Source organism: Deinococcus puniceus (assembly GCF_001644565.1).
GTDB classification, from domain to species: Bacteria; Deinococcota; Deinococci; order Deinococcales; family Deinococcaceae; genus Deinococcus; species Deinococcus puniceus.
Genome location: NZ_CP011387.1, coordinates 72,501 through 86,322, shown reverse-complemented (window position 1 = coordinate 86,322; position 13,822 = coordinate 72,501). Strand labels below are relative to the sequence as shown.

Here is a 13,822-nt window from a genome sequence, read left to right as displayed (position 1 = left end):
TGTAATGACCAATCTTTCATCTGTTCTTAGACTCTTAGACCCTAGACCCTTCGACGCCTTCCCCAAAGGACTCCCATGACCCACACCCCTCCACCCGCCGGAGTGTTCGACGCCGTGGCCACCTTGCGGGCCGACGATGGCCGCCGCTTCCTGCTCCAGCGCCACCCACAGAGTCCTGTGTTGCGCCCCAACCCGCTCCATGCATGGGAAGCCATGAACGTCTTCAATGCCGCTGTGGTGCAGCACGCGGGCCTGTTTCATATGCATTACCGGGCGCAGGGCATCGATTTCGTGTCCAGCATCGGCTACGCGGTGTCGGCGGACGGCCTGACGTGGAACAAGTTGGAGCGCCCGGTGTTGGCCCCCCAAGAACCCTACGAATCGCGTGGCGTAGAAGACCCGCGTGTGACGTGGCACGAGGACGACCAGTGTTTTTATATGGCCTACACCGCTTATTCGCCGCTTGGCATCATGCCCTGCTTGGCGCGCTCGCACAATCTTATTTCGTGGGAACGCCTTGGCCCGGTCATTCGCGGCGAGGACAATAAAGACCACGTGCTGTTTCCGCGAAAGATCGGCGGGCGCTACGTCATGTTTCACCGCCGCCCGCCCAGCATCTGGATTGCGTATTCGGACGACTTGCTGAACTGGGCAGACCACCGCGAACTGCTGGCCCCGCGCCCCGAATTGGGCGGCTGGGACGAAAAGCGCGTCGGAGCGGGCGGCGTACCGATAGAAACGGCTTACGGCTGGTTGGTGCTGTACCACGCCTATGATCAGCGCCACGTATACCGCCTGTCTGCTGCGCTGCTTGATCTGGAAGACCCGTCCAAAGTACTGCGCCGCCCCGCCGACTTCATCATGGAACCCACCGAAACATGGGAAATCCGGGGCGACGTGCCCAACGTGGTCTTCTCCTGTGCCAATCCTGTGGTGGGTGACGAAGTCTGGGTGTATTACGGCGGTGCAGACCGGATGGTAGGGCTGGCCACCTGCACCCTCAGTGCCCTGATGGAGTTCGTGCTGGAGCCGTAACGGGCACACCGAATTCAAATCTGGCCTGGCACCCAGACAACCACACGTTCAGATGAGACTCTGAATGTGTGAGAATCCGTGCAAAGCAACTTTAGACTCTGGTGGCAAAAGCCCCAGCTGCATGTGCCGGGCAGCGACGCCAAGCGGGTGACCTGGCTCGAACTCTTTTATGACCTGATTTTTGTGGTTGCCATTGCCCGGCTGGCCCACCATCTGGCCGAGCATCCCGATCTGAAAACATTTACCGAATTTGTGCTGCTGTTTATTCCGGTGTGGTGGGTTTGGCTGTCCATCGCCTATTACAACGAACGGTTCGAGACTTTCGATCTCAGTTTCCGGGCCTTCACCTTCTTGCAAATGCTGTCTGTGGCGGCTATTGCGGCAACCGCAGAATACGGCCTCAGCAAGACGGCCACCGGATTTGCACTCTCCTACGCCTTTGCGCGGGCGGTCATTACGTTTATGTGGTGGCGGGCAGGGCGGCACAATCCGCAGGTCAGGGTAGTCACCGACGTGTATGTCAGAAATTTCAGCATCAGCATCGTGCTGTGGGTCATTGCCGCCTTCGTGGGTGGCCCGTTGGGGTTGGCCCTCAAAGGGGCGGGCCTCCTGCTTGACCTGATCACGCCGCTTCTGACCGTCAAGGATCAGCACCGGGCTTTTCCTGCCGCTGCCCGCAAGTTGCCGGAACGTTTTGGCCTGTTCGTCATCATCGTGTTGGGCGAAAATTTGGTGGGCATCGTGAACGGGTTGGCCGATGCCGAGCAGCTCAACGCCGTCATTTTGCTGCGGTTCGTCCTCGGTTTCATTTTGGGGTTCGGGCTGTGGTGGGTCTATTTCGACTACATCGGGCGGCTGGAACCCGATTCGCACAACCGCCGCAAGTTCATCCGCTGGTCTTATCTGCATCTTCCGCTGGTCATCGGCATCACCATGATCGGTGCCATGATTCAGCACGCCATTGCGCCGCACGGAGAAGGGCCGGATGCCCAGACCGTAGACATCGGCGTGCGCTGGCTGCTGGCGGGCGGATTTGCCCTGTTCTATCTGGCCTGCGCGGGTCTGGAGCATACGCTGGAAGAGGGCGGCACTCTCATTGCGGCCAAAACCATCGTGCCGATCAGAATTGCTACGGCGGGCGCGGCCCTGCTGCTGCCCCTGTTGCCCGTCACGCTGTCTTGGATGGTGGTCGGGCTGATTTTGCTGCACGTGCTACACGCCGTTCTGGGTGTACGGGCGTGGTTTGCCAGCGGCAATGTGGGGCGTACCGACGTTCACTGAGTGGAGTGTCGGTTGTGGGACGTGGGACGCGCGTCTAAGCGTCTAGGGGTACGGTGTCTGAGGGTCTAGCGTCTAAGCGTCTGAGATGGGATTCAAGAACAGGCTCCAGCTGTTGCCCGCGTTGAACGGTGCGGTGGATCACTGGGTGAGATTTCCGTTTACCCTGCTGCGCTACCCTGATGGCATGAATCCCTCTCTGTCTGTGGTCACGGCCTGATGCCCGGCTCTGGCGGCGGGCCGGGAGCGGTAGCGGGCAGCGCCCTGACCGAGGCGAGCTACAGCACCAACACGGCCAACGCCCTGATTCACCTCTACCGCGCCGAGGTGGGCAAAATGACGGCTTACCGCCAGCGGCTCGATATGACCACCAACTGGTCTGTGGTGACTACGGCGGGTCTGTCGTCGTTTGCGCTGGGTGATCCCAACAACAGCCACGCCACCTTCCTCTTTGCGATGTTCATGAACTACTTTTTCCTGCGCTTAGAGGCCCGGCGCTTTCGCAGTTTCGAGATTGCCCATCACCGGGTGCGGATTATGGAGCGCTTTTTTTATCCGGCCATGCTGGGCGACAAGGTAGATACAGGCTGGCACCAGTTGCTCTTGGCCGAGTTGGGCAAACCCCGCAGCCCCATGACCCGCGCCGACGCGCTGGGCTGGCGGCTGAACCGCAATTACCTGTGGATTTACACGGCGGTGCTGTTCGCGTGGTTTGCCAAATTAGACCTCAGCCAACCCAAAGGCTGGACGCTGGAATTTCCCGAAGCGCTGTCCTTGGCCGACATCGGCAATTTCCCCGGTTGGCTGGTGTTCGCGGGCGTCACGGCCTTCTATACGCACCTGATCGTGCTGGCGGTGCGGGCAGCCCGGACGTATCCGTTAGAGGAAGGGTAAGGAGTGTAGAACGTAGAACAAGCCAACCCACCTTCTACACTCCACGTTCTGTTGTTCGTTCTACCCGTCCTTCCCGCCACAGTTGCACGCCCAGCAGCACCGCCGCTTGCACGGGCAAACTGGCCGCATACAGGCGCGGTTTGCCCAGCAGCAGGCACGCTCCCAGCGCCAGCAGTTGCGTACTCAGCCCCAGATTGGCGGCCAGTCCGGTGATAGGTTGCGGCGTGTAGGCCACCCGCTGAGTTTGCGTTGGCGTGGGGCCAGCATGAGCGTTTAGCCGACGTTCGAACACTGCACCCAACAACTTCTCCTGCGGCACGAAATAGGCCGCGTAGACGGCTTTCAGGGCCGCCAACAGGTGCGGGTTGTCTGTGTTCTGGGCAGGCGCGGCCCGGAATTCTTCCCCCCGTGCGGCGCGGTAGTCGCGTTCCCACAGGTAATCCACGGTCAAGATCAGGCTTTGCAGCAGCGTCAGCGGCAGGCCCCAGCGCCCTACCAGCGCCACATTCAGCGCGGCATTCACCACCAAATCCATTTCGGTATCCAAATAGCGCCCGGTTTCGGTGGTCTGTCCGGTGGCACGTGCCAATTGGCCGTCCAAGTTGTCCAGCACAGTCTTGACCTGAAGCAGCAGCGCAGGCGTCAGCCGTCCGCCGCGCCGGATGGAATGGGCCGCGTACAGCCCCAGCGCCGTGTGAAACAGCACCAGATAGGCTGGATTCACGCCCCGTTCGGCAAAAGGTGGAATCAGGCGTTGGGCCAGAGGCCGGAACAGTCGCTCAGCCGCCCACTCGATACCGGGGCGGGCCTTGCGCGTCTGTGCCAGCGGGGGAGAGGAAGGGGCAGACATTGTGCCCATCATCCTGCATCAATTCGGCCCGATCACAACAGTAACCCCCGCCGCACGATTGCTCATGCTTGGCGGGGATCGGCTGCAACTGTGGGTGTGAACAGGAGCGGCAGGCTCTATCGGCGGCCACCCTTCGGCGCACTCTTCCGCACTCCGGCATAGCGGTTGCGTTCCTTGCGGCGCTCGGCACTGGTTTTGCCCGCTTTATTCACGGGCGCTTTGCTGGCTCGGCCTGCTGCCAATCTGCTGGGCGCAAAGGTATCCACCATCAGAAAACGGGCCAGCGGTATATACAGCACCAGCACAAAAATCAGGGTTCCCCACCACGTATCCAAGTATGGCCCCAGCCCGACAGCCCGCAGCAGTCCGCCCACCAACGTGGCGAAGAGGGCGAACAGGAACACGCGCACCGTGAGCTTCATGATCTTGCCGCGAGTGAAACCGGGTTCGGGGTCAGGGGTGGTCAGCCAGCGCCAGATGTTCATGCGGGTTCGTCTCCTGTGGTTGTGGTGCCTTTCGCGGGCCGGGCCGCCGCACCCAGCGTAATCCGGTCACGGAAGGCTTCCAGTTCCGGCCACTCGGTTTGTCCGGCGTCCAGTTCGATGAGGAGCGTGGGCGCGTGCATCCGGGCGGCGGCGCGGGTCAGGGCGGCACGGTGGGCAGCGTCACGGGCCGGGGCCACGAAAATCACGCCCCGCACGGCGCTTTTACCCGACAACAACGACGCCGCGCCAAACAGTTCCCGTTCGCCCGCCGTGATGTGTCCGGTGTCTTCCATTCGCACGGCCCGCGCCAACACCTGCGCCACAGGCAACTCGGAAGAAAAGACGGCGTGCAGGCCAAGTTCATCCAGCGCCGGAGCCAAGCCGCCCGCCAGAATGTCTTCGGCCAGCAGCGAGCGCGGCCCGATTACGGCCACCGTCACGCGGGACGCCATCGCCAGCGGCGGCATATCCTCGCGTGCGCCACCCGATTTGGGCTTGACCCGCTCCAGCGCCAGCCGCATGCCGCCCGGATTCTGGGCCAGTTTCAGACCAATTTCAGTCGCCACCGTTTCCAGCGTGGGGCCGCCATCAGGAATGGGCATCAGCGTAGGCAAGCTGCTAAAGCGCCGCGACAGCAGTTCGGTCAGCGCCTCGCCCCAAGCGTCGTTGGCCACCGGGGGGCTTTGCGGCACCAGCACCGCGTCCACCCGGCCCAGCGCCAAAATGCGTCCCAGCGCCAATTGCACCTGCACGGGTTCCCCCGGCAAGCTTTCTTGCCCCAGCGCCAAAGCTTCGGCGTCGGTCAGGTCAGAGACGGCTCTCTCGACCCCAAGTTCCTTAAGGTACGCCGCCCAGTACCCCGACAGACGCGCCGCACGCGATTCCAATAAGCCAACCTTCACGCTCCGCAGTGTACAGGGCCGGAGTGTTCACAACCGGAATCTGGGTTTCCTCGGCCTCGCGCAAGCCTCTATCCTTGCCCCCATGTCTGATCTGCCCACCCTCCCCGACGCCCTGCGCCGCATCCTGCCCGCCGCCCGTTGGGAAGCCATCACCGAGGGTCAAAGTGGAGCGGGCGTGTGGAAATCGCAGAAGTATGTGATGAAGGTGCAGGAGCGCGGCGGCCACCCGGTCAGCACCTTGCAGCAGGAGCGGGAGCGGTTGCGCTGGCTGGCGGAGCGCGTGCCCGTGCCTGCGCTGATCGGCTTTGAAGTGAGCAGCGCACACGAGTTTTTGGCGATGTCGCGCCTGCCCGGAATCCCCATGAGCCACGCCGACGCCCTGCTGCACCCAGAGCGCGTGGTGGGTCTGCTGGCGCGGGCGCTGCGCCAACTTCACGCCCTGCCCGTCCGAGATTGCCCGTTTTCCATGATCCTGCCCGTGACCCTGCGGCTGGCCCGCGAACAGGTAGAAGCGGGCGCGGTAGACGAAACCGACTTTGATGAAGAACGCTTAGGCCGCAGCGCCGTCAGTATTTTCAACGAGCTGGCCCGCACCCGCCCGCCCGCCGAAGACATCGTGGTGACGCACGGCGACCCGTGTTTGCCCAACCTCATTCTAAATGGCGAGTGGGTAGAAGGCTTTGTAGACGTGGGCCGCGCGGGACTGGCAGACCGACACGCCGACTTGGCCTTGGCCCACCGCAGCCTCAAATTCAACCTGAACGCCGCCCATGCCGAAGCCTTTCTGGATGCGTATGGACGCGAGTGGGTAGACCCGGAGAAGTTGGAATATTACTGCCTGCTGGACGAATTGTTTTAGGGGAAGGGTTCATGGTTGGCGATGCACTACAACATAGGAATGTCAGGCGACCTTGAACTCTTTCTTCCCGCTGAAACCGCTGAGCCCTTCCGATTCCCGCCCACCGTTCGTCATTGGGGGCCAGAGGAATTCGTGATTCCCAGTGAAGAGTTTGGCGTCGATCCTGCCTTTATTTTTCGGCAACTGGACAGCACACCCGCTTTGTATGGCCCTTGGCTTCAGGATGTAGCTGCTTATGGTGCTCCTCGAATCTTGTTCCGCCTCAGTGCCATAGAAACGCTCAGGTGGCATGGCCCTGCAAACGACAGTAACCCTACTTGGAGGGCTCTGCAACGTTTTCTAGAGGCGACATTGCCAGACAGTGCCGCTTGGTGCTTCATAGTTAGCCACGACAGCGAAGGGCCGCTCCCTCATGAGGCAGAGTTTGGGGATGTCGCCGTGTTGATGCAGCGACTCCGCAGCTATTTCGAAGAAGGCACCCGCCAAAGTTTTGCCGTCCGTTCACCACGCCCAACACTCTGACCTTCTAAAACACATTCTGCTTAAGCACAGGGATTAACACGTTTTCTATCCAGCAGCCGCAGACCATACTGCCCCACCTGTATCTCTTCCGTCACGTCCTTTCCCGCCCCCCATGCTCTACTTGGGCTTCATGCGTGCCCTTTCCCTCTTTGTGACCCGGCGGCCCTGGCTGGTGCTGGCCCTCTGGGGGCTGGCGGCGCTGCTGTCGGTGCCCTTTGCGGCCCGCGCTCCCGCCGCACTTTCGGCCAATCCCGGCAGCCTGCAAGACTCCGATGGCCGCCGAGTCATCAACATTTTGCGCGAGCGGTTTGAAGAAGTCGACACCAACACGGTGCTGCTGGTCACACGCAGCACGCCGCCGCTGGATACCGCGCAGGGCAAAGCTGTCTACGACAAGTTCGTGCAGGGGCTAGAGGGTGTGCAGGGCGTGACGCGGGTACTGCGTCAGGATGCCCAGACCACGCTGCCCACGCGGGCGGAGGACGGCGTGCTGGCCCTGACGGTGGCGCAAATTCCTCTGGAAGAAGGAGCCACCGAAACCCTAGCGCGGGTGCGCGAGTACGCCGACAAGGTAGAAGCGTCTCAAGTGGGGGCGTCCGGCCCCGGCCTCAGCATCCGCATCACGGGCGGGCAGGCCATTGCCGACGATTTCACCGCCTTTGCCGAAAGCGATACCAAACGCAGCGAATTCGCCGCCCTGCCACTGACCGCGCTGGTGCTGCTGCTGGTGTTCGGGGCGCTGGTGGCGACTGGGTTGCCGTTGGTGGTGGGCGTCCTCAGTATCACGGTGGCTATGGCGTGCCTCTTTGGCCTAACGCGGGTCATGGAAGTCAGCACCTTTGCCCAGAGCATCATCACGCTGATCGGCCTCGGCGCGGGCATCGATTACGCCCTGCTGATGGTCAACCGCTTCCGCGAAGAATTGGCCCAAGACGGCGATTCGCGGTCAGCGGCAGCCCGCACCATGCTCACGGCGGGGCGAAGTGTGGCCTTCAGCGGCATCACGGTAGCCATCGCCATGGCGGGCCTGATCCTGCCGCCGCTGGCCTTTGTCCGCAGCATGGGCCTCGGCGGGGTGCTGGCCGTCCTGCTCACCATTCTTGCCAGTCTCACAGCCCTCCCGGCGATGCTGGCCTTATTGGGCGAGCGCGTGAATAGCCCCCGCATCCTCAAATTTCCGTGGGCACAGAGCAGCGCGGCCTCCGAAGCATGGACGGCCTTCGCCCGCCGCGTTACCGCCCGTCCCTTTCTGGGGGTCATCCTCAGCACCGCGTTTTTGCTGCTGCTGGCGCTGCCTGCCCTGAACATGAAAACAGGCTACGCGGGCGCGTGGGGCCTCACGCCGGGAGTCGAAAGTCGGGACGCGCTCTCCGATGTCCGGACGCTGGGCGCGGGCGGCCTACTTAGCCAATTCGAGGTGGTGCTGGACAACGGCGGGCGTTACGGCCCCGAAGACCGCGACAGGTTCCGGGCAGTAGTGGCCGACTTGCGGGCCTTGCCGGGGGTAGAAACCGTGCTGAGTCCCTTCCTGACCGCTGCCGATCTCAGCGGCAATACAGCGGGAGGCGGCACCGACGCTATCGCTGCCGTCACCGCGCTCACCCAGCGTTCCTTTAGCACAGACCGCCAACTCCTCCGCGTCACGGTCATTCCCGATACGGCGCTGCGGGCAGACCGCATCGATGCCTTCGAGACCCAGATTCGGCGCACTTTGGACGCCAGCGGCTACCGCTACACGCTGGGCGGCGCTCCTGTGGGCGAGCGGGAATTCAGTCAGGCCATCACCGGGGCGCTGCCCACCGTCATCGCGGGCGTATTCGTCGCCACCTTCCTGCTGCTGATGGTGGCCTTCCGCAGCCTGTTGATTCCCCTGAAAAGCATTTTGATGAATGCCCTCACGGTGGCCGCCGCCTACGGAGTGGTCACGCTGGTGGTACAGGACGGCTTTCTGGCCTCCTACCTCGGCATTCCGCAAGATGTCGGGGTGCTGGATTCCAGCCTGCCGCTGCTGCTGTTCGCCGTCCTGTTCGGCCTCAGCATGGACTACGAAATCTTTTTGCTCTCGCGGGTGCAGGAAGAAGTGCTGCGCGGCCACTCCAACGATGAGGCGGTGGTATTGGCGGTGGGGCGCACAGCCCGGATCATTACGAGCGCCGCCATCATCATGTTTATCGTGTTCTGCGCCTTCATCGTGGGGCGCGTAGTGGCGAATAAAAGCATCGGCTTGGGGCTGGCGGTGGCCGTGCTGCTGGACGCCACGTTGGTCAGGCTGGTGTTGGTGCCCGCCTTCCTCAAAATTGCCGGAAAGTGGAACTGGTGGCTACCCGCGTGGTTAGACCGGTTGTTGCCGCAGGTGCGGATAGAGCATTGATGGCGGGTGGATAGTAAAACGTGGATCGTGGGGCAAACGCCAAACCACGATCCACGTTTTACTATCCTTAGTGCCGTTCAATCACCGTGCCCACCACATCAATCGGCAGATCCAGCACCGTTCCCGTCAGGCCGTTTTTAGCCATCACGCTATGCAGATAGGTGTGCAGCCGCGCCGTGTCTTCGCGGGTGTCGTGAAAACACAGCACAGTTGGCCCCGCGCCACTCAGGGCGGCTCCCAGTGCGCCGTGCTTGTGGGCTTCTTCCAAAATGTCGCTGAGGCCGGGCACAAGGGGCGCTCGCCAGATTTGATGAATGTAGTCCTGCATGGCGTGGCGCAGCAGATCGAGCCTGCCCACGCTCAGAGCCGCTGCCAGCAACGCCGCATGAGACAGCGCGTGTACGGCGTCGGCGCGGCTGTATTCCTTGGGCAGCACGGCGCGGGCCTTGCTCGTCGACAACTCGAAGTCGGGAATCAGCACCGTGACGGCCAAGTGTGCGGGCGGGTCTAGGCGCACATAATGCGTGCCCAACTTGTCCAGTGTGGCGACCACGATGCCGCCAAACAGCGCCGGAGCCACGTTGTCGGGGTGGCCTTCTTCCCGCGCCGCCACGTCCAGCACGGCTTCGGGGGTCAGCGGGTTGCCCAACAGTTCGTTGCCCGCCACGATTCCGGCCACCAAGGCGGCGGCGCTGCTGCCTAGGCCCCGTGCCAGCGGCACATCGGACTCGATTTCTATGCGGGCGTGCGGCAAAGGTTGACCCGCACGTTTGGCGGCCAGCAGCATGGCCTTGTACACGTAGTTGCTCTCGTTGTGCGGCGTGCCGTCCAGCCCCGCACCCATCGGCACCACTTCGGTGTGGCCCTGAGGCGTCACGCGCAAGGTGGTATAGAGCGGCACGCTCAGGCCGAGGCTATCGAACCCCGGCCCCAAATTAGCGCTGCTGGCAGGCGCACGAACGGTAAACGGAGTCACCCGACTACCGCAGGTTCAGCAGTCCAGCCCACGCTCCACGATCCACACTCTGTCCCGTGTGTTTCCCACTCACCGCTCACCACTAACCACTGACCCATTTTCAAAGAATAGTCGCCAACACGCTCTGCATATCCGCCCCCACCGCCACAGGCGCGGCCATGCCCCGCATCGCGTTGTTGGGGTCTTTCAGGCCGTTGCCCGTCAGCACGGCCACTACACGCGATCCCGGCTTCAGTTTTCCGGCGGCGTGTAGCTTCAGCAGGCCCGCAACGGGGGTGGCGCTGGCAGGCTCGCAAAACACGCCTTCGCGGGCAATCTGAAAGTAGGCGTCCATGATTTCGTCGTCGGTGGCCATATCGAACAGGCCGCCGCTCTCGCTGACCGCCGCTTTGGCGAGGTGGGCGCTGGCCGGTGCACCAATGCGGATGGCCGTCGCCAGCGTTTCGGGGTTGTCCACCCGCTCCAGCCCGCGTGCCAAAGGAGCCGCCCCCGCTGCTTGAAAGCCCCACATGCGCGGAAGCGTGTCGGTCATCCCACGCGTGCGGTACTCGCGGAAGCCCATCCAATACGCGCTGATGTTTCCGGCGTTGCCCACAGGCAGGGCCAGAATATCGGGAGCCGCACCCAGTTCATCCACGATTTCAAAGGCCGCCGTTTTTTGACCCTGCAAGCGGTAGGGGTTCACGCTGTTCACGAGGGCAATCGGGTGTTCCCGGCTGATCTGCTGCACCAGACTCAGGGCCGCATCAAAGTTGCCGTTGATCGCCACGATCTGCGCCCCATACGCCACCGCCTGCGCCAGCTTGCCCAGCGCGATGTTGCCGTCGGGAATCAGCACGATGCAGCGCAGCCCACTGCGGGCGGCGTAAGCGGCGGCGGCGGCGCTGGTATTGCCCGTGCTGGCGCAAATTACGGTGTCTGCGCCGTCTTCGACTGCTTTAGCTACGGCCATGACCATGCCCCGGTCTTTAAAACTGCCGGTGGGGTTCAGGCCCTCGTATTTCAGGAACAGCTCTATGTCCAGCAGTTTGCTCAGGGCGGGCGCGTGAATCAGCGGCGTGCTGCCCTCGTGCAGGCTCAGGGCGGGCGTCTTGTCGGTGATGGGCAAAAAGTCTTTGTAGCGTTCCAGTAGTCCGGGCATAGGGGTGATGTCCTCCGCGCCGCCTCACCACTGCTGTGGGAGCGGATCAAGTCTGCCTATGCTAGCGGTGCAGTCGCCCCGGCGTGGGCAGGGGGGCAAGACAAGACAGCGAACACCCCCAATTGGCGGCGGCACTCCTGCCGATTCGTCAGCTTGAAGTCAGAGATGAGCGTGCTGGCCGTCCTTTGCATAGCCCAGCTTGATCGGCGGTTTCGCTGGTGCTTACCCCATGTTGGGCCAGTCTTGAGAAGGTGTGCTTGGCTACACTGATCGGGGGGCCTGCGTCTCATGCTCATCCCACAACGGCTTCACCTCAGAAGCAAGCATCGTTGAAACTCAACGTCCAGGAGGTAAGAATCATGGGTTGGATCATCACTATTCTGGTAGGTGCCCTCTGCGGTTGGCTCGCAAGTCTCATCATGAAGACCAACGCTCAGCAGGGTGCAGTGGCAAATATCTTGATCGGTATCGTGGGCAGCATCGTCGCCCAGTTCGTCTTCGGCAACCTGCTCAACATCGGCGGCGCAAGTGTCGCGGGCAGTGGCTTCACCATCTGGAGTATCATCTGGGGCGTGGTCGGCAGCGTCGTGCTGATCGCTATCCTCAAGGCCCTGAAGGTTTTGCGCTAACACCTTCTTTCTTCACCAACCGGACGCCCCAGTGGTGTCCGGTTTTTTGTGTCTTCGCCCTTGGCAAATCGCCCTTAAGATTCGTTGCTGGGTCTGTGCAAGGCTTATCTTGCCCATTTTAGATGTGCTACATTCGTAAGGCTTGTCTGTTCCCGCCCGGCGTGGCAGACGCTCCAAAATGGGGCGCGGCCTGCGGGCAGTGCAGCGGAATCAGACTCAAGAAGGGAGACCAACATGTCAAAAGTATGCGAAATGTGCGGCAAAGGGCCGGTAGTCGTCAACTCTGTGGTGCGCCGTGGTAAGGCCCGTGCAGCGGGCGGCGTAGGCCGTAAAGTCACCGGCGTGACCAAAACCCGTCAGGTGCCTAACCTGCAGCCCCTCACCGTGACTCGCGGCGGCATCAGCCTGCGCGTGCGCGTGTGCACCAAGTGCCGCCGCAGCCTGATCTAAGCTGCTTGAATCTTCACTCGTCGCCTCTGTCTGTCATGGATGGAGGCGGCGGTTTTTATTGGTCTGCTTCTACAGCTTCGGTTTGCGGTCAGGCACGAGGCTGGCAATCAGGAGCAGCAGCGTGCCGCCGACGACGCACATATCGGCAATATTAAAAATAGGGAAGTCGCCCGCATTGAAGGCGCGAGTCACGGCGCTTAGGGCGGGCGAGTGGATCATGTCGGTCACCTTGCCCTGCCGAATGCCGTCTATGGCGTTGCCGATGGCCCCGGCAGAGACCAGACTTAGGACTACTGTAATAAAGCGGGGTTGCGGGCGGAAAGTAAGGTAGCCCAAAATGCCCAAGCCAACGGCGAGCCTTCCTATCGCCAGCGGCAGCGCCGAGCCGCTGAATAGACTCCACGCCGCGCCCGTGTTGAAGGTCAGTACCCAATCGATCAGACCGGGAATAAAAGGGATGGCAGGTTGGCGTTCTACTAAATTTGCCAAGGCCCACGCTTTGAGGGCTTGGTCGGCCACGATCAGCAGCCCAGCTATTAGGAACGGCATCCACACAGGCAGGCGGGGCGCACGGTTGGTCAGGGTCGGCACGCCGAGCAGTATACGGAGCGTGGGCAGGGAAGAGGGGAGCGGCGTTGCAGGTAGCCTGCCGCGTCACCATATCTATCCACCGACTGCGCGACAATAAACGGTATGGCAAATGTCGAATCCTTCGATCTGGATCACACCAAAGTCAAGGCTCCTTACGTGCGCTTGGCGGGCGTCAAGACCACGCCGCGTGGCGATTCCATCAGCAAATACGATCTGCGGCTGCTTCAGCCCAATCAGGCGGCCATAGACCCGGCAGCCATTCATACCCTCGAACACCTACTGGCCGGATATCTGCGCGACCATCTGGAAGACGTAGTAGATGTTTCCCCGATGGGTTGCCGCACCGGAATGTATATGGCCGTCATTGGCGAGCCTGATGAACAGGGCGTATTGCAGGCCTTCGAAGCGGCCCTACGCGATACTGCCGCCCATGACCGCCCTATTCCCGGCGTCAGTGAACTGGAGTGCGGCAACTACCGTGACCACGATCTGCAAGCTGCTCGCCAACATGCCCGCGACGCTCTGGGAGGCGGCCTGAAGGTACAGGAGACCATCCTGCTCCAACGCTGAGCCTGTTCCACTGCCGTGTCCTCCAACAATTCGGTGGGTAAGATTCAAGTCGATCCGGTCTGCAAAGGCCGGATTTTTGCGTCCTGAACGTTGACTTTCATCTCACGAGAAAAGTATTCAGAGAAGATGGCGGGCAGGGGGTTGACACCCTGCGCGTTCCCGTGTAATCTCTCTGAGCCTCACGAGAGGCGCGGTGCATGACAAGCGAGTGAGAAGAGCGAGAGCAAGCAGAAATTATTCTGTCTGCGCGTGCGCAGACAGTTGCAAGC

Annotated in this window: 14 protein-coding genes; 8 read left to right on the top strand and 6 right to left on the bottom strand. The window is 62.0% G+C overall.

What is annotated here, in order from left to right:
• Positions 1 to 75: 75 nt before the first annotated feature.
• The 3 genes from SU48_RS00405 (at position 76) to SU48_RS00395 (ending at position 3,207) form a co-directional block, all read left to right on the top strand.
• Entirely contained in the window at positions 76 to 1,035 is a 960-nt protein-coding gene (locus SU48_RS00405) for a glycoside hydrolase family 130 protein (protein ID WP_157451027.1), read from the top strand.
• A 78-nt stretch (positions 1,036 to 1,113) separates the two neighbouring features.
• Positions 1,114 to 2,316 carry a low temperature requirement protein A gene (locus SU48_RS00400; protein ID WP_064013521.1) on the top strand — a complete coding sequence of 401 codons (1,203 nt, stop codon included), beginning with the start codon at positions 1,114 to 1,116 and terminating at the stop codon, positions 2,314 to 2,316.
• A gap of 216 nt (positions 2,317 to 2,532) precedes the next feature.
• A complete protein-coding gene (locus SU48_RS00395; protein ID WP_064013520.1) occupies positions 2,533 to 3,207 on the top strand; it encodes a DUF2270 domain-containing protein in 675 nt (224 codons plus the stop codon).
• Positions 3,208 to 3,241: 34 nt separating this feature from the next.
• On the opposite strand, the gene SU48_RS00390 is transcribed toward SU48_RS00395, so the two are convergent.
• From SU48_RS00390 to SU48_RS00380, 3 genes are all read right to left on the bottom strand, one after another.
• A complete protein-coding gene (locus tag SU48_RS00390; protein ID WP_231881643.1) occupies positions 3,242 to 4,057 on the bottom strand; it encodes a CDP-alcohol phosphatidyltransferase family protein in 816 nt (271 codons plus the stop codon).
• Positions 4,058 to 4,173: 116 nt separating this feature from the next.
• Positions 4,174 to 4,542 (bottom strand): hypothetical protein, encoded by a 369-nt coding sequence (locus SU48_RS00385; RefSeq protein WP_064013518.1) that lies wholly within the window; start codon positions 4,540 to 4,542, stop codon positions 4,174 to 4,176.
• Positions 4,539 to 5,444 (bottom strand): hypothetical protein, encoded by a 906-nt coding sequence (locus SU48_RS00380; protein WP_064013517.1) that lies wholly within the window; start codon positions 5,442 to 5,444, stop codon positions 4,539 to 4,541. The genes SU48_RS00385 and SU48_RS00380 overlap by 4 nt, the downstream gene beginning before the upstream one ends.
• 82 nt (positions 5,445 to 5,526) lie before the next feature.
• Here SU48_RS00380 and SU48_RS00375 point away from each other — a divergent pair, with 82 nt between their 5' ends.
• Both SU48_RS00375 and SU48_RS00365 read left to right on the top strand, forming a co-directional pair.
• Positions 5,527 to 6,303, top strand: coding sequence for an APH(3') family aminoglycoside O-phosphotransferase (locus tag SU48_RS00375; protein ID WP_064013516.1), 777 nt, complete (start codon positions 5,527 to 5,529; stop codon positions 6,301 to 6,303).
• A 652-nt stretch (positions 6,304 to 6,955) separates the two neighbouring features.
• Positions 6,956 to 9,196 carry an MMPL family transporter gene (locus SU48_RS00365; protein WP_064013514.1) on the top strand — a complete coding sequence of 747 codons (2,241 nt, stop codon included), beginning with the start codon at positions 6,956 to 6,958 and terminating at the stop codon, positions 9,194 to 9,196.
• 67 nt (positions 9,197 to 9,263) lie between these two features.
• On the opposite strand, the gene thrB is transcribed toward SU48_RS00365, so the two are convergent.
• The gene (gene thrB / locus SU48_RS00360) at positions 9,264 to 10,172 is read right to left on the bottom strand and encodes a homoserine kinase (protein ID WP_064013513.1); all 909 of its coding nucleotides are present in this window, start codon (positions 10,170 to 10,172) and stop codon (positions 9,264 to 9,266) included.
• A 100-nt stretch (positions 10,173 to 10,272) separates the two neighbouring features.
• Positions 10,273 to 11,313 (bottom strand): threonine synthase, encoded by a 1,041-nt coding sequence (gene thrC / locus SU48_RS00355; RefSeq protein ID WP_064013512.1) that lies wholly within the window; start codon positions 11,311 to 11,313, stop codon positions 10,273 to 10,275.
• Between the two features lie 359 nt (positions 11,314 to 11,672).
• On the opposite strand from thrC, the gene SU48_RS00350 reads away from it, so the two are divergent.
• Entirely contained in the window at positions 11,673 to 11,942 is a 270-nt protein-coding gene (locus tag SU48_RS00350) for a GlsB/YeaQ/YmgE family stress response membrane protein (RefSeq protein WP_064013511.1), read from the top strand.
• A 234-nt stretch (positions 11,943 to 12,176) separates the two neighbouring features.
• On the top strand, positions 12,177 to 12,392 hold the full coding sequence (locus SU48_RS00345) for a large ribosomal subunit protein bL28 (protein ID WP_064013510.1): 216 nt from the start codon (positions 12,177 to 12,179) through the stop codon (positions 12,390 to 12,392).
• Between the two features lie 69 nt (positions 12,393 to 12,461).
• Here the strand turns inward: SU48_RS00345 and lspA are convergent, their stop codons facing one another.
• Positions 12,462 to 12,983 (bottom strand): signal peptidase II, encoded by a 522-nt coding sequence (gene lspA, locus SU48_RS00340; protein ID WP_064013509.1) that lies wholly within the window; start codon positions 12,981 to 12,983, stop codon positions 12,462 to 12,464.
• Between the two features lie 102 nt (positions 12,984 to 13,085).
• On the opposite strand from lspA, the gene SU48_RS00335 reads away from it, so the two are divergent.
• A complete protein-coding gene (locus SU48_RS00335) occupies positions 13,086 to 13,553 on the top strand; it encodes an S-ribosylhomocysteine lyase (protein ID WP_064013508.1) in 468 nt (155 codons plus the stop codon).
• Positions 13,554 to 13,822: the final 269 nt, after the last annotated feature.